The sequence below is a fragment of the Sphingomonas sp. 8AM genome (assembly GCF_902506455.1).
Classification (GTDB): domain Bacteria; phylum Pseudomonadota; class Alphaproteobacteria; order Sphingomonadales; family Sphingomonadaceae; genus Sphingomonas.
This window is the reverse complement of record NZ_LR733844.1, coordinates 2,505,626-2,524,679: the sequence shown is the minus strand read 5'-3', so window position 1 is coordinate 2,524,679 and position 19,054 is coordinate 2,505,626. Positions and strand designations below refer to the sequence as shown.

The following is a 19,054-nucleotide window of genomic DNA, read 5'->3' as shown; positions in this document are numbered from 1 at the left end:
TTATTCTTGCGAACTCGGGACGCGAATGAAGATGCGCGTCTTCGCTGGAATCTGCCGTCCGTGCAGCCTGTGCATGACTAACCTCGCTTCAGCCTGCTCCAGCGCCAGGCTAACCCATTGGTGATCGTCCCATAGCACCTCTCGAAGCTGCTCTATGCGCACAGAACGCGGGGTTGCATTCGCATCGAAAAACCGGCCTCGATTAGTTCGCATCATGGCGATGCGGAAGCCTGCGGCCATGTGAATGACCGGCAGATGCGGCTGCCAGACGATCTTTTTATCGGCACCCGCAAGAGACTGCGTGAGCGTTCGAGCGTAATTCTCCATCTGCAAATCATCCACACGACCCGCCGGCGATGCAGCAAACATACGATCAAACCAGTCGCCCAGCTCGATAGCTTTTCTGATCTGGGACCACACGACTGAAGCGGCATCCTTAACCTGATCACGGCTTCTGTTGTTAAATGGGCGCTCTCCCTCAAACAGAAGCACGAGGTCCCGCAACTTTCGCATGGCGATGCTATGATTTGTTGGCTTCGCGATATGTGAAACCAGCCGTGCAGCGCCCTCCGAGTCCTGCGGAATACCGATGATGCTCGCATTGAAAGTGGCTGTTTTGATCACGCGCCGGAGCCTACGACAAACGAACTCCAAGCCTCGAGCAACACTCTCCGCATCTCGATGAAGGTCGTGCGCTTATAGGCACGCACCACCATGTCCGGCACGGCGTGCGCCAACGCCGCCTCCGCGACAGGATCGGGCAGGTCCGGCATCTGCTCCGCCGCCCAATCGCGGAACGAGCTGCGAAAACCATGCGCATCGTACGCCTGTCCAGCCGATCGCAGTACCTTGTTCATGGTCATATTCGACATCATCGCGCCGCGCTGACCGGAGAAGATCAGTTCGTCGGGCTTCGTAGTGCGCCCTCCCCTCACCTCCTCCAGCAGCGCAATCGCAGCCGCGTTGAGCGTGACGGTGTGCGCCTCCCCACCCTTCATCGTCTCAGCCGGCCGGTTCCAGTCGCGCCCCTCGAAGTCGATCTGCCCCCATCGAGCGGAGCGAACCTCGCCTGGGCGAGCGGCGGTCAGAATCTGGAACATCAACGCTTGTCGACCGACTGTCGCCGCCGACGAACGCAGCGATCGCACGAATGCGGGCACGGCGGCATAGGGCATGGCCTTGAAGTTCTTGCCGGCCGGCTGCTTCGACAGGCCCACGGTGATCGAACGGCCTGGTGCCTCGGTGGCGCGCCAGCCCTTCGAATGGCTGAAGTTCAACACCTGACCGACCCGGGTTCGGACCTTGCGCGCCAGCTCGGGCTTGGTGGTCCAGATCGGCTCAAGCATGTCGCGGATGTGCCCCGCCTCGATGGTGTCCACCTGCAGATTGCCGAGCGTCGGGTAGGCGTACGTTTCGAGCGACGTCAGGAAGGCGGCGGCGTTCTTCTCAACCCATCCCTTCTTCAGGGCGGCATGCGTCGACTTGACCGCTTCCTTGAACGTCGGCGTCGCTCGCTTATCACGGTCGCGCTCTGCGATGGGATCGCGCCCGTTCAGCGCATGCTTGCGAAGATCGACCGCACGCTGCCGCGCCTCGGACAGGCTGAGTGCCGCCACCGACCCCAGTCCAATGTCACGACGCTTGCCGTTCTGCTGTATGCGGATCATCCACGACTTGGCACCGGTCGAGCTGACGAGCAGGTACAGCCCTGCCCCGTCGCCGTGGCGCCCAGGCTTCGCGTTCTTTACGGCGAGGGCGGTTAGCTTGCCCATGACACTCCCACATCAACTCCCACACTTTCGCGCGGATAGATGCGAACGTCAACGAACAAGTGCGGAACGCCCAACGTGAATCTATCGGGAACGCCAAAGGCGTAGCGGATGGGAGCGAACAACGGCGAACACGAAGTTATAGTCCCTCCGGGCGCGCCAATCACCATCGCCTTGGCACCTTCTTGTCATCGCCAGCGTCGTTCCCGCCTTCACGTGCTCCCACGTCGTTCAGGTAAATCGAACGCCGGCGTGAACCCGCTCGCCATCATTGCCAGCGCACCGGCCTGTCTGCATACTTCGACCGTCGACAGCGAGGAAACACGCGGATGAAGAGCGGCCGGATGTTGGCAGTTGCGGGGCTTGCTGCCTTTGCCACGTCAAGCAGTCAGGCACAGGACGTCGCGGGCTTTGACAGCGCGGGCGTGCTGCTTGGGGACGATGTGCAAAAGGCGACAGCTGCGCTTGCCGAACGCGGCTTCGCCGTGTCGCAGATCGTCGAAAAATATAAGCTCGCTCCCGAGACGCCTTTCGTTCAGGCGCTCAAGGCAGAGAAGGACGATGACACGACGCGCGAGAGCGTGATCGTCAGGTTCGTCGAACCGCCCACCCAGGCGCGCGCGTTTCTCGTGTGGCGGTCGATAGCGTTCAAGCCCGGCAAGGCACCGACCTTGCAAAGCTACCGCGCCGCGGTGCGCACGAAGGCCGGCAACGAAACCTATTGGCGCGATCCCGGCTACGGGCCGGTGGAGCAGTACGTGCAATGGCCGCGGAACGGAAAGAAACGGGGCGGGCTGTTCAAAATGCTCGACTCCCTGCCTTCCAGCTATCCCAATCCGTGCGTGGTCGCCCTTGGCGTCGAAACGTCTGATGACGCGATCCGGGCCAAGATACGCGCGCCGCAATATGGAAAGAACGGAGGCAGCGGCCCGCCGGCGATCCCGATGGTCATCACCCCGCAGGACTTCTGCGGATTTGGTCTCGTGGTCCGCTATCACGTTCCGGATCGTGCGACCGGATTAGTGACCGCCGTCGACATGTTGCTGATCGATCAGGCGCAGACCGCTGAGATGGCGCTGAAACGAGATGCGTTCCTCGAGCAGCGCAGGTTGGCGCAGATCGAGGCTGCGCGCAAGGCCGGCGGCAAGCCGGTCCTCTAGCCGACGTTGCAGTCCGCGGTCATCCACCCCATTTCACGTCGCCGCAGGGTCGGAGGGACGTCGTGTGCTCGTTCAGCCATGCGCGGCGTCGTCATCGGTGTCACCCCGCCCGCCACGGAGAACCAACAACATGACCGGATACACCAAGACCGACGAGGCACTGGCGAAGCTGACGCCCGAGCAATTCTACGTGACGCAGCAGAGCGGTACCGAGCGCCCCGGCACCGGCGAATATCTCGGCAACAAGCGTGCCGGCATCTACGTCGACATCGTCTCGGGCGAGCCGCTGTTCGCCTCCGCCGACAAATACGAATCGCATTGCGGCTGGCCCAGCTTCACGCGCCCGATCGACGCCGCGCGCGTCACCGAGCTGCACGACCGCACGCATGGCATGGTCCGCACCGAGGTCCGCTCGGCAGGTGCCGACAGCCATCTCGGCCACGTCTTCGAGGACGGGCCGCGCGATCGCGGCGGCTTGCGCTATTGCATCAACTCCGCCGCGCTGCGCTTCGTGCCGCGCGAGGAGATGGAGGCGCAGGGCTATGGCGCCTATCTCGACCAGGTCGAGGACGTCGGCTGACTTGACCTGACCGACGCGCGGCGCTTTGACGCCGCGCTTTCGATGAGGGCCGGGATGAACGATTGGGAAGAACGCGCCGCACGCCGCGCCGGGGATCGCGAGCGGCGCGCGCAGGAACGGGTCACCAGCGCGCTCGCCCGCACCGAGCAGCGCGCCGTCGATCGCGAGGCGGCGTCGCGGCTCCGCGAGGAAGCGCGCACCGCCCGCCGCGTCGAGGAGGAACAGCGCCGCGCCACATTGGTCGAGGAACGCGAGGCGCGCCCGCGCCGTCGCCAGAGCACCGGCGCGCTCGCCCGCACCGGTGAGCAGCGCGTCGAGCGCGACACGCGTCACTACGCCACCGACAAGGACCCGGAGCGCATCCGCACGCTGGCCGCGCGCGGCGCGACGCCCGCTTCACTGGCGGCGGTGTTCGGAGTCGCGGTCGCCGAGATCGAGGCGGTGCTGGCCGGCGACTGAGCGCGCCGCTATGTCGCCGACGATGACCGACGATCGCGACGCCCGCCACAACGACAAGATGCGCCGCGTACAGGCCGCGCGCCGTGAGATGATGGCGGCCAAGACGGTCGAGAAGGGCCTGCTGATCGTCCACACCGGCGCGGGCAAGGGCAAGTCGACCGCCGCCTTCGGCATGGCGGTGCGCGCGATGGGGCACGGCATGAAGGTCGGCGTCGTCCAGTTCGTGAAGGGCGCGATGACCACCGGCGAGAAGGCGATTTTCGACGCCTTCCCCGAACTGATCGAATTCCGCGCGATGGGCGAGGGCTTCACCTGGGACACCCAGGACCGCGCCCGCGACGTCGCCAGCGCCCGCGCGGCGTGGGACGAGGTGCAGCGGATGCTCGCCGACCCCGCGATCGCGATGGTGATCGCCGACGAGCTGAACATCGTGCTGCGCTACGATTATCTGCCGGTCGACGAGGTGGTGGCGGTGGCCACCGCGCGCGCGCCGATGAAGCATCTCGTCATCACCGGCCGCAACGCCCCCGACGCGCTGATCGCGGCCGCCGATCTGGTCACCGAGATGACGCAGGTCAAACACCCGTTCCGCGCCGGCGTGAAGGCGCAGGCGGGCGTGGAGTTCTGACGCTCTTCTAACGCGTCATTCCCGCGTATAGGTCATGATGACGTGAGGTGGGATGTATCGTTCGTCATTGCGAGCGTAGCGAAGCAATCCAGGGCCGGATCAGGACGCCCTGGATTGCTTCGCTACGCTCGCAATGACGGATCAGATTGACGCCATCACGCCATGGCTCTTCACTCCCGCGCAGGCCTTCGCGGGACCGACGGCTCTCACGTTACGGCACCCCGCCTCGATTGACCCGCGCGCCGCCCCCGGCTAGGGCGCGCGCCGCGACAGGTTCCCCCTGACCGGGGATCAAAAGGGAACGGGTGAACCCCGGCTGCCCCTGCAACTGTAAGCGGCGAGCCCGCGCGCCACACGCCATTGGCCCCTCACCGGGCTGAGAAGGCGGCGCGCATCGGCGATGACCCGTGAGCCAGGAGACCTGCCTGTTCGCGATCGTCCTTCGCTCGGCCAGGGTGCGCCGAACGGACGGGAAGGCCGCACGGGGCAAACCCGGCGGACGAACCCAGCGTGACGATAAGCAACCGCCGTGGGCGGTCGACGCCGCGAGTTCGCTCGCGCGCGGCGACACGCCCCCGGCTTCACGTCGTCACAAGGGGTTACCAACAATGTTCCATCGTCTCGCCGCCCTCCCGCTGCTCCTCTGCTCCACCGCCGCGCTCGCGCAGGAAGCGCCGCGTCCCGACGCCGCCGCGACCGACACCGGCGCCGACATCGTCGTCGCCGCCAACCGCGCCCCGGTCGACGCCGATCGCGTCACCGCCTCGGTCACCGTGCTCGACAAGGCCGCGATCGACCGCGCGCAGGACCTGTCGGTCGCCGACCTGCTGCTGCGCACCCCCGGCGTCTCGCTTTCGCGCAACGGCGGCTATGGCACCAGCACCTCGCTGCGCATCCGCGGCGCGGAGACCGACCAGACCGTCGTCGTCATCGACGGGGTGAAGATCAACGATCCCTCATCGCCCGGTGGCGGCTACAATTTCGCCAACCTGCTGATCGGCGACGCGGCGCGGATCGAGGTGCTGCGCGGGCCGCAGTCGATCCTGTGGGGCAGCCAGGCGATCGGCGGCGTCGTCAACATCGTCACCCCGCTGCCGACCGCCGCGCTCGAAGGCAGCATCGACCTCGAGGGCGGCTCGCGCGAGACGGTCAGCGCACGCGCCGCGCTCGGCGGCACCGCCGGCCCGCTCGCATGGCGCGTTGGCGCGCAGACCTTCATTACCGACGGCATCTCCGCGCTGAAGGCGGGCACCGAGCGTGACGGCTACACCAACCAGAACGTGCAGGGCCGCGCCGTGCTGACGATCGCACCCGGCATCAGCGCCGACCTGCGCGGCTCCTATGCCAACGGCCGCAACGACTTCGACGGCTTCGGCGGCGACACCCCCGAATATGGCCTGACGCGCGAGTTCGTCGGCTATGCCGGCGTCAACGTCGACCTGTTCGACGCGCGGCTGCGCAACCGCTTCGGCTATGGCTACACCGACACCGACCGCGACAATTACAACCCCGATCAGGTCGGGCAGACGCAGACGTTCGCCGCGCTCGGCCGCAACCATCGCGTCGAATATCAGGGCACGCTCGCCGTCACGAAGGGCGTGGACGCGGTGTTCGGCGTCGAGAACGAGGTCAGCCGCTTCAGCACCGCCTCGTCGGACTTCGTGCCCCCATACGCGCTCGGCACCCCGGCGCGCGGCCGCGCCGAGCTGACCAGCTTCTATGGCCAGCTCAACGTCTCGCCGCTCGACGGGCTGACGCTCAATGGCGGCGTGCGCCACGACGATCACAGCCGCTTCGGCACGCAGACGCTGTTCGCGGGCGGCGCGAACTGGGTGCTGCCGACCGGCACCGTGCTGCGCGCCAGCTACAGCGAGGGCTTCAAGGCGCCGACGCTGTACCAACTCTTCTCGGAATACGGCAATCAGGCGCTCAACCCGGAGCGCGCCAGGGGCTGGGAAGCCGGCGCGGAGCAGCGTTTCATGGATGGTCGCTACGCGATCGGCGGCACCTATTTCGAGCGCCGCAGCCGCGACCAGATCGTCTACACCGGCTGCGACTTCGGCAGCACCGATCCGCTCTGCTTCGTGCCGGGTTCGACCACCGAGCAGCGCTTCGGCTATTACCAGAATGTCGCGCGTGCCTTCGCGCGCGGGGTGGAGGCGGTCGCGCGCGCGCAGGTCGGCGAGCATCTCAGCCTCGACGGCAATTACAGCTGGGTGCTGTCGGAGGACCGCTCACCGGGCCGCACCTTCGGCAACTGGCTGCCGCGCCGCCCGCGCGACACCGCCAACGTGTCCGCGACCTACACCTTCGCCGAGTCCGGCTCGTTCGGTGTCGCCGCACGCTTCGCGGGCAAGTCGTTCGACAATGCCAGCAACGCCACGCGGCTGGGCGGCTATACGCTGGTCGACGTGCGCGGCGAGCTGCCGCTGTCGGGCAACGTCCGGCTGTTCGCGCGCGTCGAGAATCTGTTCGACGAGCGCTACGAGACGATCGCCCGCTACGGCACGCTCGGCCGCAGCGTCTACGCCGGCCTGCGCGGGCGTTTCTGACCGCGCATGATTGATAACCAAGCTCTTCCCTACCCCCGTCGCCCCGGACTTGATCCGGGGCCCCGCTTCTTCGTCGGCCGGCGAAAAAGCGGGATCCCGGATCAAGTCCGGGATGACGAGGGGGAGTAGCCATCCGTCATTGCGAGCGCAGCGAAGCAATCCGGTGCCGGACCAGGACGCCCTGGATTGCGTCGCTACGCTCGCAATGACGACCTCCGATCGGATCACCCCATGCCCCAGCCCCTGCCATGACCCTCATCCCCGTCGCGGACGGCCCCGCCGTCGTCGCCTGCAACAGCTGCCGCCATTCCGCGAACGCGCGCGATGGGGCAGACGGCCAACGCGGCGGTGCGGCGCTCGCCGCCGCGCTGCGAACGGTGCAGGCGCGCGACCCGCTGCTCGCGGACATCGCCGTGCAGGACATGCCGTGCTTGTTCGCCTGCGACCGGCATTGCACGATCCACCTGCGCGCGCCGGGCAAGATCGGCTATGTGCTCGGCGGCTTCACCCCCGACGAGCCCGCCGCGGACGCGATCATGACCTTCATGCGCCATTATGTCGAAAGCGCCACCGGGCAGGTGCCCTATTCGCTATGGCCCGATGGCGTGAAGGGCCATTTCATCGTCCGCGTGCCGCCCGCCGGGCAGGTGGTGGCGTAATGCGCCTCGACTCCGTCGCCGCCTTCGACGCCGCGCTCGCCGAGCTGCCCGCCCCCGATGCGGCGGTGCGCAGCGCCGCGGCGGCGCGGCAGGCGACGCTGACCAAGCCGGCCGGCTCGCTCGGGCGGCTGGAGGAAATCGCGTTGTTCATGGCGGCGTGGCAGCGCGACGCCCGCCCACGGCTCGATGACGGCCGCGTGGTGATCTTCGCGGGCAATCACGGCGTCGCCGCGCGCGGGGTCAGCGCCTTCCCGCCCGCGGTGACCGCGCAGATGGTCGCCAATTTCACGGCCGGCGGCGCGGCGATCAACGCGCTCGCCGCCGCCGCCGAGCTGTCGCTGACCGTCGTGCCGCTGTCGCTCGACCAGCCGACCGGCGATATCACGCAGGGACCCGCGATGAGCGAGGCCGAATGCCTCGACGCGCTGGATGCCGGCGCGGCGGCGGTGCGGCCGGGCATCAACCTGCTGATCCCCGGTGACATGGGGATCGGCAACACCACCCCCGCCGCCGCTTTGTGCGCCGCCAGCTTCGGCGGCACCGCAGCGGACTGGGTCGGCCCCGGCACCGGCGTTCACGGCCCGGCGCTTGCCGCCAAGATCGCCGCGGTCGACGCGGCGCTCGCCCGCCATGCCGAAGCCTCGACGCCGTTCGAACGCCTCCGCCGGCTGGGCGGGCGCGAGGTCGCCGCGATCGCGGGCGCGATCCTCGCCGCGCGCCATGCGCGGATCCCGGTGCTGCTCGACGGCTTCATCGTCGGTGCTGCGCTCGCCCCGCTCGCCGCCGCGCGCCCGCGCATCGTCGACCATTGCCTTGCCGGCCATGTCTCGGCCGAGCCGGGCCATACGCGGCTGCTCGAGCGCCTCGGCCTCGCGCCCTTGCTCGCGCTCGACATGCGGCTCGGCGAGGCGAGCGGCGCGGCGGTCGCCGCCAGCATCGTCCGCGCCGCGCTCGCCGCGCACGACCAGATGGCGACCTTCGATCAGGCGGGGGTAGCGGAGGCGTGAGCGGCGCACGCACCGTCCACCTGCTGCGCCACGGCGCGACGGTGCGGCCGGGGCTGTTGCTCGGACACCTCGATGTCGCGGTGACGCCGCAGGGCATCGCCGATTGCGTCCGCATCGCCGCCGGGGCCGCATTCACGCACGTGGTCAGCTCCGACCTCTCGCGCGCCGCCGACTGCGCGGCAGCGCTCGGCGTGCCGGTGCGCCACGACGCGCGCTGGCGCGAACTCGATTTCGGCGACTGGGACGGGCGCGATCCCGCCACGCTCCCCACCGACGCGCTCGCCGCCTTCTGGCGCGATCCCGACGCCAACCCGCCTCCACACGGCGAACGCTGGTCGACGCTGGTCACGCGCGTCGCCGCCGCGCTCGCCAACCTCCCCGACGCGACCATGGTCGTCACGCACGGCGGCGCGACCCGCGCCGCGCTCGCCAGCGCGTGCGGGTTCGACGCGCGGCAGGTGTGGGCGTTCGACCTGCCCTGCGCCACCTTGCTGTCGCTGCGGCTCTGGCCCGACACCGCGCAGATCGTCGGGTTGCGCGCATGAGCGTGGGCTGAGCCGGGTTGCCCCGCTGACGTCCACATTCCGCGCTGATAGTCCCGCCGCCAGCTCAATCAGGCCCCAGATGGGCCGGCCTGAGCGGCTCGCGTGACGTTTCGCGGCGACGTGGCCCGTCTCTTGCGTCGCGATGCCGATCCCTGTCCCAACAATTGCGACGACGATGATCTGGCACGAGCGCCGGCATCGTCGTCGCCGCCCGGTTACGTCGTAGCGGCCTGGCCACGGATCGCCGCGGCAATCGGCTGCAGTCCCGTCGTCGCGCTCGGGGCGACCACGCTGAAGCCGATCCCGCGGTCCGCCCAACTCACCTGCTGCACATCACCGTCCCGGGTTGAAACCATGCTTGCGTCCTTGTCGATGTCCATCGGTCGGCTGAGCACGGCGAGGCGGGCACGGTCGGCGCCATCGTAGAGCAGCAGGAGCGCTGGCCCGTGCGGCGTCGCCACCAGGCGGCCACCTGCAAAGTGATAGCCAGCCGCCGCGAGATCCGGCACCGCTACCCTGCTGCCGATCCGCCGTGATGCCCAGCTGACGAGCTGCTGCTTCTCACTGGCACCCATCTCGGCCGGGCGCTGCGCATCGGAAGCGTAGACGCGGTAGCTGTAGCCCGCCTCCCGGGCCAGCGCACCAATGCCAGCTTGCGGCGGCATCGTTCGCGTGCGCACGCCCCAGCCACCGCCGAAGCCGACCGCAAGAAGGAGTGCCGCAGCCACCGCCTGGAACCATGCGGGCCGCGTACGACCCCGGCTCGCTGCGATCGCTTCGATCCGCATCGTGGCGGGAACTGGTTCCGCGGCGATCGGGTCAAAGAGGCTTCTGAGCGCGCTACGCTGGTCCTGCTGCTGCCGCAGACGGGTCGCGACGTCCGGATGATCGGCTAGGTAAAGCTCGACGACATGGCGGCGCTCGGCAGTGAGCCGGTCATCGACCCAGGCGGTCAGATCGTCCTCGCCGATGGGAGTTGTCACTTCACCCTCCGCAACTTGGCGCGTGCGCCAGCACCGATCAGCTCAGCCAGCCTGTCCCGTCCGCGCGACAGCCGCGACATCAGCGTCCCGACGGGGACGCCAAGCACCGCCGCCGCCTCCGCGTAGGACAGATCCTCGACCGACACGAGCAGGATCACCGCCTTCTGGTCAGGTGGAAGAGCATCGAGGCTGCGCAGCAGGTCACCGTGCTCGATCGCATCGCTCTGCTTCGCACGTACGGCGAGCGCTACCTCATCGGCCGTGTCGATCCGAACGAGCATGGCCCGCCGTGGAGCGCGCCGCCCATGATCGACCAGCAGGTTGTGCAGGATCGCGTACAGCCACGGTCGCACCGCATCACCGCGGCGCTGGCGCCACGACGAGACGGCGCGCTCCAGACAATCCTGCACGATGTCGTCGGCCAGCGCCGCGTCGCGCAGCCATCCGCGAGCGTAGCGCCGCAGGCCGGGAATGAGCGGCTCGATCAGGGCGGCGCGCTCGTCCATCTCAGTCGCGCTGAACCTGCACGACGGCGCCCGGACCGGTGTCTCCCGTCTCCGCGACCACGAGCCAGCGTCGTCCCGACGTCACTGCACCCGCCACGATCTGGCGGATCGGCCCCGAGGTGTTGACGATCGCCGACCCCGCAGGATTGGTCATGAAGGTGGCGAGCGGCTCCAGCGGCCCCGCACCGTCGGCGCGTCCGGCGAGCGCGACGACGTAGGGGCGCTTCGGAATCAGACCTGTGACCGACCCCTGCAGCACCTGCACAACGCCCTGATCGAAGAGCGTGACGCTGCTCGGTGCCGAGGCCGTCTCACCGGGTGCGGCGAGGGTGAGATGCGTCGCATTGCCGGCGGTTCCGAGCGGTTGCAGGTTCGCGGCGCCCGCACCGTCGGGGACTGCGCCGGGCACATAGGCGATCGCCTGCGGCGCCTGCCCGATCGGCACCGAGGCCGTAACCTTGTTCGTCGCAGTGTCGATCACGGCCAGCTTGTCGTCGTTTTCGAGGCCGACATAGATGCGCGAGCCGTCGCCGGATGGCCACACCCCATGCGGCAGCTTGCCGACGGGGATGGTGGCGACCTGCCGGAAGTCACTCGTGCGGAACACCTTGACCTGATTGAGCCCGCCCACTGTCACATAGGCGAACTGCCCCTTGCCGGAGACGGCGAAATTGACGTGGTTGGTGATCGGGCCAGTGTCGATGACCTTGAGCACGGCGAAGGGTGGTCTGGCATCGAAGGCGACGGTCTTGCCGACGTCCTTCAGGGTGAACCAGACCTGCCTGCCGTCCGGGCTCGCCGCGATGTTCGGGCAGAAGGGGCTGGGCTGCTGGACCCGCCCGACCTCGCCGTGTGTCGCCACATCGAACACGACCAGCTCCGGATTGAAGGAGGAGCAGACGTAACCGTAGCGGCCATCAGGCGAGAAGATCGTCATCCCCGGACCGCCGGGCGTCCCGATGCGACCGATCTCCTCGTAGGTCCCGGGATCGAGCACGGCGATATAATCCTCGCCGCGCACCGTGACCCAGACCTCCTTGCCGTCGGGCGTGAAGAAGGCCTCGTGCGGACTGCGCCCGACGTAGGTGGTGTGCTTGACGCTGTTCGTGGCCGTGTCGATCCAGGTCACCGAGTTGGAGCCGATCGACACCACCGCGAGGGTGCGGCCATCGGGTGAGAAGCCGAGCCCGTGCACGAGCACCTGGCCCTTGTAGAGCGGGCTGAAGTTGGCCGGCTGCGGGTCGCCAAGCTTGATTACGCCCAGCAGCGTGTTGGTGGCAGGATCGGTAACCGAAAGCGTGTTCGAGAATTGCTCGGCCGCATAGACCCGGTCGCGGCCGCTGACGGCGACATTTCGGTGATCCCACGGCGCCTGCACCTTGGCCGCGCTGCCCGTCGTCGGTGCCGCCGGTCGATCATCGACCAGTGGCAGCTCGATTGCGGCCGGTGCAGCCCATGGCGCCGACTGCGCACCCGCCGAACTGGCGAGCAGGACGGCCGTGAAGAAGAAGCGGTTCATGTCATTGCTCCTTGAAAGGCGTTGAAGCGGATTGAGGCTGCGTGGGTACGGCGCGCGACGGCGGCAGCGGCCGTCCAGTCGCCAGCTGCATCGCCGCGATCTCCTGCTGCTGGTCGACGATGATCTCCTGCGCGATGCGCTTGAGCTGCTCGTTCTTGCCGTGGCGCAGCTCGGCCACCGCCATGTCGATGGCACCCTGGTGGTGCGGCAGCATCATCGTCACGAAGTCAGCGTCGACGTCGCCGCTGGGCGCCACCATCATCGCCTTCATCATGCGGTCCATGGCGCCGTTCACCTCGGTGAGATACGGGCTCTCGGGAGTGGTCGACGCCGCCAGCCCTGCACTTGTGCAGAGGAGCAGCAGCAGCGCGGCACATGCGCGCGGTGATGAGCGAGGGACAGGCACGGTCGTCTCCGATGGGGCGGCTGTGACCTGAGACGTCGATGCACGCGGCTTTATTCCGTCGCCGCATTTTTTTGTGCGACACCGGTCGAGATTACCCGACGCGCCGGTGATGACCGAAGGAGCCTGCTCGGCAACTAGGGTCCGTACGCCAGTCGCATCAATCTGCTGCTGATGACCGCCGATCGAGCTCGGTCGGCCTTCACTCCGGTAGTGATGAAGGGCGTGCACCAGCAGACCGGTGCATGGGGCAACGGCTGATGCGTCGGCTTGTCGCTTGGCAGCTGACGACGCAAACCGTACCTTCGCCCGATGCGCTTGTTCTTCATCCGAGCTGCGGCGATTTTCCTCAGCGGCCTGTGGACCGCGGCCTATGCGGTCATGCTGATAGGTGCGACCTGGCTGTACTGTTACGGCACCCACCCCTTCTGCTCGGCCGGATGGCTGCCACGCACGGGGATGACCGCGATTTACGTGAGCGGTCTGGCCGCCTTCCTGTACTTCGTCCGCCGGGTCGTCCGGTCACACCGGATCGAGGCCGTGGAAGGGCGTGGCGAACGCGACGATGCCGGCGGCGTCCAAAGGGGTTGAGCCGAGCAGCCTTTTGCTCGCTCCGTTCGCAGAACGGACGGCCCGGTCAAAAGACTCCGAGGTTACGAGCTTGGCGGGGCGATGGTGCGCACGACGTCGCGGCCCGGCCACCCCGGTCGCCCATTGGGTCGCCTGGAACGTTCCCCGCAGCACCACGCGCCCGCCCGATGGATTGCAGGAGCGCCACCGCCCCAACGGCGGCCCGCTCGAAGGCATCATGCCGGGCGCGAGCGGTCGCGGCACGGTGGGCTGGTACGGTCCGCGTCCGCCGAAGGGCGACACGCCGCATCATTATCACTTCCAGGTGCTCGCGCTCGATCGCGCGCTCGACGTGCCGCTCGGGGCGACGCGTGATCGGTACTCACGGCGGCGGCTGGGCGCGTCGTCGCGACGGGCGACCTCGTGGGAACATACGCCGAGCCGCAGTAAGCCGCCTCATTTTCAGGGTGTTAGGCTGCACGCACCAACGCGCCGCCACGGATTGCAGCGCGCAATCGCACCGCCAGGCAGCGTAACCGCGAACTTGAGACCGAGCGGATCGGGCGCGCCGGAATAATAATCAGTGCTGACGGCCTGAGCGCCGCTCGCCAGCGCGGCGCGCAGCTTCGTGTAATCGTTGCGGCGCGCCTCGACGGTGTTGGCGTCGGTGCGGGTGCGCACGATCTGTCCTTCGCGCACCCACCGGCGGATTTTGTCGAAGTCGGCCACGGGATCTTGCACGATCTGGATCGCGGCCTCGGGCTGGTCCTCCGGATACCAGCCGAACATCGCGCGACCCGCCAGAGATGGGTGCCCCTCGCGATAAACATTCGAGACGGCATCTCGCACGTCAAGCGCGATGTAGATGCGCCCTCGCGCCGCCGCGAGCGTCGGCCAGCCGCCGCGCTGCGTTGCTTCGCGCAGGCTCGGTGACGTGCCGCGAACCTCATCGGGCGTGATAAGCCGCCGGCCCGGAAGTACCGACCGGATTTCGGCATCCAGCGCGTCAAGCAGCGCTCTGTCATCGAGCGGCAGCGGGACGGTGCTGCCCGGACGCTCCGACGGCAGGTCGGCAGCATTGATCGTGATCATGATCGGCAGGTGCTGGGGATGAGCGCGCGACCAGCTATCGACCTCCCGCAGGCAACGCACCAGCGTCGCGCACGTGCTCAGATAGTCGACATCCGGAATGTGCAGCACCTTGAACCCGGGCATGACCATCGCCGCCCGATCAAAACCGGTTCTCTCGCCCACGGCTCTTGCCCAAGCCTCTCCCTTGGGCTCCGCGTAGCGGCCGCCATCGGGATCGGCGAAGATGTCGATCTCAAGCTGGCGAACGCCTTTGTCCAGCTGGCGCGACAGCGGCAGGTGGTAGTAATCGAGCGCCTCCGCCAGCTTCGGCTCGGTCGCACGCAGCTTCGCCATCACCGCGATCGGGATCCGATCCTTGAAGCTGTTGTGCGACCCGACGACCTGGACATCGTTCATCATCCGCGGCGTGGCCGCGCTCGCCGACATCGTGCCGAGTGCGGCGAGCAGGAACGCGCGCAGCATCAGAACTGCGCCCGCACGCCGAACAGGATGGTCCGGCCGTAATTGTTGATCTCGCCGAACTGCAATGCCCGCTCGTTGTAGCTGTAGGTGTTCGCATTGGCGATGTTGATCGCCTCGACGCTCACCATGATCTGGTCGGTAACGCGCACCGACAGATTGCCGTCGAGCGATCCGAATGCCGCCTGATAGGTCGGCACCTGGGTCGTGCTGCCGATCCCCGTCAGATACTTGTCACGCCACGTATAGGACAGCCGCGCCGACAGCGGTCCCTTGTCGTAGAAGCCGACCACGTTGAAGCTGTTCTTCGACAAGCCGATCAACTGGTCGCGGATCGGCCGCGCCCCGGCGGTGTAGCTCGCCTGCACCGACGTGTGGGTGTACGACGCCTGGAAGCCGAGGCCGTCGAACGGTTGCGGCAGGAAGGTGAACACCTGATTATAGGCAGCCTCCATACCGTAGACCTTGGCCTTGCCGCCGTTGACCTGCGTGCTCAGCAACACCGTGCCACGACCGGGAATTTCGACGTTGATGTTCTGCGCGGTGATGTAATCGTCCATCGCCTTGTAGAACAGCGCGCCCGTCAACGACGTGCTGCGATTGGCGAACCATTCCAGCGAACCGTCGAACTGCGTCGCAAGGAACGGCTGCAACGCCGGATTGCCGCCGCTCGCGGTCGCCTGATCGGTGGAGACGGTGATCTGCGGCGCGCTCTGCGTCACGTTCGGGCGGGTCAGCACGCGGCTGGCCGCCAGCCGAGCCTGCAACGTCGGCGTCAGTTCGGCGCGCAGGTTGAAGCTCGGCAACCAGTTGCTGAACGTCTGCGGAAAGCGCGCGGGCGTCTCGACGCTGCCCGTCGTCAACGTGCCGCTCGCGACCTGATCGGTATGGACGTAACGTACGCCGACATTGCCGGTGATCGCCACGGCGCCGACCGGGAAAGCATAATCCGCCCGGACATAGCCGCCGGCGGTCTTCTCGGACACGATATAGGAGGCGCGCTTGTCACCCGGCGTAAGCGGGCCGTTGGCGACCGCCGCCGTGAACAGCTTGTCGTAGAAGACGCTGGTGATCGGCACGAGCCAGTTGCGCGGGATGTTGCCGGAGACGCCTGAGAGAAAATCATCGAACGGCATCTGCTCGAAACCATTCGGCGCAAACCCGGGCAACGACGTGTTTGCCGCCGGGGTAACGGTGAAGTCGCGGCGGCGATAGTCGCGCTTGCGCCAGTGATATTCGCCGCCAGCGGCCAGCTTCGTGAGAAAGCCGTCGAGGTCGTGATCGACATCGAACCGCCCGTACGTATCCCAGTCGCGGCTGTTCTTCGGCGCGATATTGAACGGATAGAGGGTGTAATTGGCGGGGTTGTTCACGTCGACCGGCGTCGAGAGCGTCGGTGCGACCTTGTAGCCGGCCGAGGAATCGTAGCTCAGCGGCGCGAAGAACTGGATACGGCTGCGCACCGTGCCCTCGGCATCGCTGGGATGGAAGCTGTGCGCGAACGACCAATTGCCACTGGCGACGATGTGCCACCCCTCCGGGTTCCACGCCTGTTTGAGGCCGACGGTGATGAGATCGTGGCGGTTGAGGCTGTATTCGCGCGTGCCCATGAAGCGCACGTCATTGATCGTCGCCGCGACCACGGTGCTGCCGTCCAGCTTGACCGATCCCGGCACCAGCACCGGGCTATGCCCTTTGACGCTGGCATCGTCGGGATAGATGTCGAGGCCATATTCGTCATAGGCGACGTCCAGCCGCGTCGCGAGCACGTCCAGCGTCGTCTCCAGCTCCGGGCTGGGCCGCCATTGCGCCGAGATCATCCCCGACAGGCGCTTGCGATCCTCGTTCTCGACCGTCGGACGCGTGCGGCCCGGCGTGTAGAACCCCTTCCCCAGCACCGACGCGAATTTGTCGAGATACCAGCCGGTGTTATACGAACGGTCGTTGCGGACCGCCTTGCCCCAATATTGCGCGGCGGCGAGGATGCCGAATGTCCCGTCGGCGTTCGTCCCGCTGGTCAGCACCGTGGCGTTCGGCTTCACCTTGGCGGCGAGTGTCGTGTAGGTGCCGCGCAGGTTCAGCGTGGTCTTGGTGCCGACGTCGAGCGGGCGGAAGGTTCGCACGTCGATATTGCCACCCAGCGCGCCCTCGGTCATGTCCGGCGTCGGCGTCTTCACCACGTCGATCTGCGACACGAATTCGGCCGGCAACATCTCGAAGCGGAACTGCCGCCCGTTCGCGCCGCCATTCTCGATCAGATCGTTGATCGCCACCGGCCGGCCGTTGAGCAAGGTGCTCTGGAACTGCGGCCCCAGCCCCCGGACGCTGACATACAGGCCTTCGCCGCGCGGGCGGGTGATGGCAACGCCGGGCACGAGCTGGAGCGCCTCCGCGACGTTCTGCGCCGGAAATTTGCCGATGTCGGTCGCGTTGATCGCGTCGACGCCATAGCCGGCCTCGCGTTTGGTCTGCGTCGCCGCGGCGAGGCTCTGTGCATAGGAGCCGGTCACGATGATGTCGTCAGTGCCGTCGCCGGTAGCGTCGGCGGCAGGCCGGCTGGTGACGGGCGCGGGGGCGTCGGCGGACTGGGCGTGCGCGGATGATGCAACACCCAGTGCGGCAAGGGTAAACGGCAGCGTGGCGCGAAGGAGGCGCGTATGATCAATCATTTGGTGTCCCCGTTGGAACCGTGCGGTTCTTCTGCCGGGCGCTCTAGAAAGCGATCGTGGCAGTTCCGGGTAAGAGTGATTACGTTTGAGTGACGATTACATGTCGCTGTTATGTCAACAGTTCCGCTAGCCACCAATGGCAAGGCAGGTTCGATGACGCTTGATCCAGCGCACCCTCTTGCTGGGGCGTTCGCGAGCGATGAGTGCTCACCCGATTATTTATTTATTTTGACCTTAATTACATCGAGCTGCGGTCAGGATGTTTGATGACCGCCCGACGTCCTCAGACAGCCTCGTCGACCTCTGATAGTTCCTCATCTGAGGCTGTCAGGTATCTCGGTGCAGACTCGGCGATACTGGCAAGGTCTGCCCGGCTCTGAATTTAGCAAGTGTCAGATTGCTCATCTCTCACGAGGCGATCTTGAGACATACATGGCTGTGGCCGCCAGATCGCAAGGAAGTTCCAGCGTTTCGGGAGGCGCTACTGCGCTTCGTGAGGTTAATGAACATCGGCTTGCCGGTTCGTCAGCCTATGATGGCGAGCATGGGGCAGAAGCGCACGGTCCGCTCTCGAGTCGGGTCGGGTCAGCCCTCGCCTCCCCCCACTGTTCCGACCGGGCCTGACCGCGCCAATTGACCGATTTCGAGCTGGTACGTTTAGAGTATGGCTCTGGCAGATCGTGCTCCGTTCGCGGCTCACTTCCCCGAAAAAGATTGGAAAAAGGAAGTCTGGCTTGGCGAACGGTCCATGCGATAGAATTGGATGAGAACACCGTCTCGGCAACCGGAAGGCAGGATGACGTTCAATCTACAAAAATGGTCGGAAGCTCATTGGCAGGGTTTTGCAGCGATGCAGCGCGATCCAGACGTAATGGCCGATCTTGGCGGCCCATTTGACGAAAGTGCCAGCAGAGACAAATTTGAGCGGTACAGCGATGCCTGGAAGGCCAACGGCATTCCCCGATGGGCCGTGGTCGATCAGCCGTCCGGCCAATTTCTGGGATATGCAGGAGTGATGCTCCGCGCCGACGCCGAGCATCCTCTTGGATCGCACTATGAAATCGGCTGGCGCTTCTGCCGTAATGCTTGGGGGCGAGGTGTAGCGACAGAAAGCGCCCGGCAGGCGCTTGGTCGCGCTTGGTCCACCATCAAGCCAAACGAGATCGTCTCCTACACGGCGGTCGATAACATTCGATCGCAGAACGTGATGCAGCGCCTTGGCCTCCGTCGTGACCCCGACCGAGACTTTACGGCTCGCTACCCTAAAGGGGATTGGACCGGTCTTACGTGGGTTGCGGATCATCCCCACAGCGGGCGGGGATAACCTTCCCGACTGGCAACTAGGAAATGAGGATCGGGCCGTCCGCTCGCGGCAGCATCGCCCAGCAACCCCGAGTTTCCCGCGATACGTTCCCGGATGTATTTTCTCGAAAGGATCGATCAAAGGCAGGATAGCGGGAAGGGCGTAACCTCCGATCAAGGCTGGAAACCGAC

Annotated in this window: 19 protein-coding genes and 1 riboswitch; of the genes, 11 read left to right on the top strand and 8 right to left on the bottom strand. The window is 66.7% G+C overall.

Annotation, left to right across the window (positions count from 1 at the left end; translation table 11 throughout):
• Together BACI71_RS11845 and BACI71_RS11840 are read right to left on the bottom strand one after the other, a co-directional pair.
• Positions 1-624, bottom strand: coding sequence for a hypothetical protein (locus tag BACI71_RS11845; RefSeq protein ID WP_159758861.1), 624 nt, complete (start codon positions 622-624; stop codon positions 1-3).
• Positions 621-1,772, bottom strand: a complete 1,152-nt coding sequence (locus BACI71_RS11840) for a tyrosine-type recombinase/integrase (RefSeq protein WP_159758859.1) — start codon at positions 1,770-1,772, stop codon at positions 621-623. Before BACI71_RS11840 ends, BACI71_RS11845 begins: the two co-directional genes overlap by 4 nt.
• A gap of 326 nt (positions 1,773-2,098) precedes the next feature.
• On the opposite strand from BACI71_RS11840, the gene BACI71_RS11835 reads away from it, so the two are divergent.
• The 8 genes from BACI71_RS11835 to BACI71_RS11800 all read left to right on the top strand — a co-directional run bounded on the left by BACI71_RS11835 (position 2,099) and on the right by BACI71_RS11800 (position 9,359).
• Positions 2,099-2,929: a hypothetical protein gene (locus tag BACI71_RS11835; protein WP_159758857.1), complete on the top strand. Its 831-nt coding sequence runs from the start codon at positions 2,099-2,101 to the stop codon at positions 2,927-2,929.
• A gap of 130 nt (positions 2,930-3,059) precedes the next feature.
• Entirely contained in the window at positions 3,060-3,509 is a 450-nt protein-coding gene (gene msrB / locus BACI71_RS11830) for a peptide-methionine (R)-S-oxide reductase MsrB (protein ID WP_159758855.1), read from the top strand.
• 54 nt (positions 3,510-3,563) lie between these two features.
• A complete protein-coding gene (locus BACI71_RS11825; protein ID WP_159758853.1) occupies positions 3,564-3,968 on the top strand; it encodes a hypothetical protein in 405 nt (134 codons plus the stop codon).
• Between the two features lie 22 nt (positions 3,969-3,990).
• Positions 3,991-4,596 (top strand): cob(I)yrinic acid a,c-diamide adenosyltransferase, encoded by a 606-nt coding sequence (gene cobO / locus BACI71_RS11820; protein ID WP_159758851.1) that lies wholly within the window; start codon positions 3,991-3,993, stop codon positions 4,594-4,596.
• A 254-nt stretch (positions 4,597-4,850) separates the two neighbouring features.
• Positions 4,851-5,039, top strand: a riboswitch (cobalamin riboswitch).
• A 165-nt stretch (positions 5,040-5,204) separates the two neighbouring features.
• Complete coding sequence (locus BACI71_RS11815) at positions 5,205-7,148, top strand: TonB-dependent receptor plug domain-containing protein (protein WP_159758849.1); 1,944 nt, start codon at positions 5,205-5,207, stop codon at positions 7,146-7,148.
• Between the two features lie 248 nt (positions 7,149-7,396).
• Entirely contained in the window at positions 7,397-7,807 is a 411-nt protein-coding gene (locus BACI71_RS11810) for a DUF1636 domain-containing protein (protein ID WP_159758847.1), read from the top strand.
• Entirely contained in the window at positions 7,807-8,814 is a 1,008-nt protein-coding gene (cobT, locus tag BACI71_RS11805; RefSeq protein ID WP_159758845.1) for a nicotinate-nucleotide--dimethylbenzimidazole phosphoribosyltransferase, read from the top strand. Before BACI71_RS11810 ends, cobT begins: the two co-directional genes overlap by 1 nt.
• A complete protein-coding gene (locus tag BACI71_RS11800) occupies positions 8,811-9,359 on the top strand; it encodes a histidine phosphatase family protein (RefSeq protein ID WP_159758843.1) in 549 nt (182 codons plus the stop codon). Before cobT ends, BACI71_RS11800 begins: the two co-directional genes overlap by 4 nt.
• Positions 9,360-9,574: 215 nt before the next feature.
• Here the strand turns inward: BACI71_RS11800 and BACI71_RS11795 are convergent, their stop codons facing one another.
• The 4 genes from BACI71_RS11795 to BACI71_RS11780 are packed head-to-tail and all read right to left on the bottom strand — an operon-like array spanning position 9,575 to position 12,650.
• Positions 9,575-10,342, bottom strand: coding sequence for an anti-sigma factor family protein (locus tag BACI71_RS11795; protein ID WP_159758841.1), 768 nt, complete (start codon positions 10,340-10,342; stop codon positions 9,575-9,577).
• Positions 10,339-10,848: an RNA polymerase sigma factor gene (locus BACI71_RS11790; RefSeq protein WP_159758839.1), complete on the bottom strand. Its 510-nt coding sequence runs from the start codon at positions 10,846-10,848 to the stop codon at positions 10,339-10,341. Before BACI71_RS11790 ends, BACI71_RS11795 begins: the two co-directional genes overlap by 4 nt.
• 1 nt (position 10,849) lies before the next feature.
• Positions 10,850-12,367 (bottom strand): YncE family protein, encoded by a 1,518-nt coding sequence (locus BACI71_RS11785; protein WP_159758837.1) that lies wholly within the window; start codon positions 12,365-12,367, stop codon positions 10,850-10,852.
• Position 12,368: 1 nt separating this feature from the next.
• A complete protein-coding gene (locus BACI71_RS11780) occupies positions 12,369-12,650 on the bottom strand; it encodes a DUF305 domain-containing protein (protein WP_159758835.1) in 282 nt (93 codons plus the stop codon).
• Positions 12,651-13,082: 432 nt separating this feature from the next.
• On the opposite strand from BACI71_RS11780, the gene BACI71_RS11775 reads away from it, so the two are divergent.
• Together BACI71_RS11775 and BACI71_RS18260 are read left to right on the top strand one after the other, a co-directional pair.
• Complete coding sequence (locus BACI71_RS11775; protein WP_159758833.1) at positions 13,083-13,361, top strand: hypothetical protein; 279 nt, start codon at positions 13,083-13,085, stop codon at positions 13,359-13,361.
• Positions 13,336-13,917, top strand: a complete 582-nt coding sequence (locus BACI71_RS18260) for a YbhB/YbcL family Raf kinase inhibitor-like protein (RefSeq protein WP_443018509.1) — start codon at positions 13,336-13,338, stop codon at positions 13,915-13,917. The genes BACI71_RS11775 and BACI71_RS18260 overlap by 26 nt, the downstream gene beginning before the upstream one ends.
• Here the strand turns inward: BACI71_RS18260 and BACI71_RS11765 are convergent.
• Together BACI71_RS11765 and BACI71_RS11760 are read right to left on the bottom strand one after the other, a co-directional pair.
• Complete coding sequence (locus BACI71_RS11765; RefSeq protein WP_159758829.1) at positions 13,803-14,894, bottom strand: Ca2+-dependent phosphoinositide-specific phospholipase C; 1,092 nt, start codon at positions 14,892-14,894, stop codon at positions 13,803-13,805. The genes BACI71_RS18260 and BACI71_RS11765 overlap by 115 nt on opposite strands.
• Positions 14,894-17,560: a TonB-dependent receptor gene (locus tag BACI71_RS11760; protein WP_159758827.1), complete on the bottom strand. Its 2,667-nt coding sequence runs from the start codon at positions 17,558-17,560 to the stop codon at positions 14,894-14,896. Before BACI71_RS11760 ends, BACI71_RS11765 begins: the two co-directional genes overlap by 1 nt.
• 796 nt (positions 17,561-18,356) lie before the next feature.
• On the opposite strand from BACI71_RS11760, the gene BACI71_RS11755 reads away from it, so the two are divergent.
• Entirely contained in the window at positions 18,357-18,884 is a 528-nt protein-coding gene (locus tag BACI71_RS11755) for a GNAT family N-acetyltransferase (protein WP_159758825.1), read from the top strand.
• The last annotated feature ends 170 nt before the right edge of the window (positions 18,885-19,054 follow it).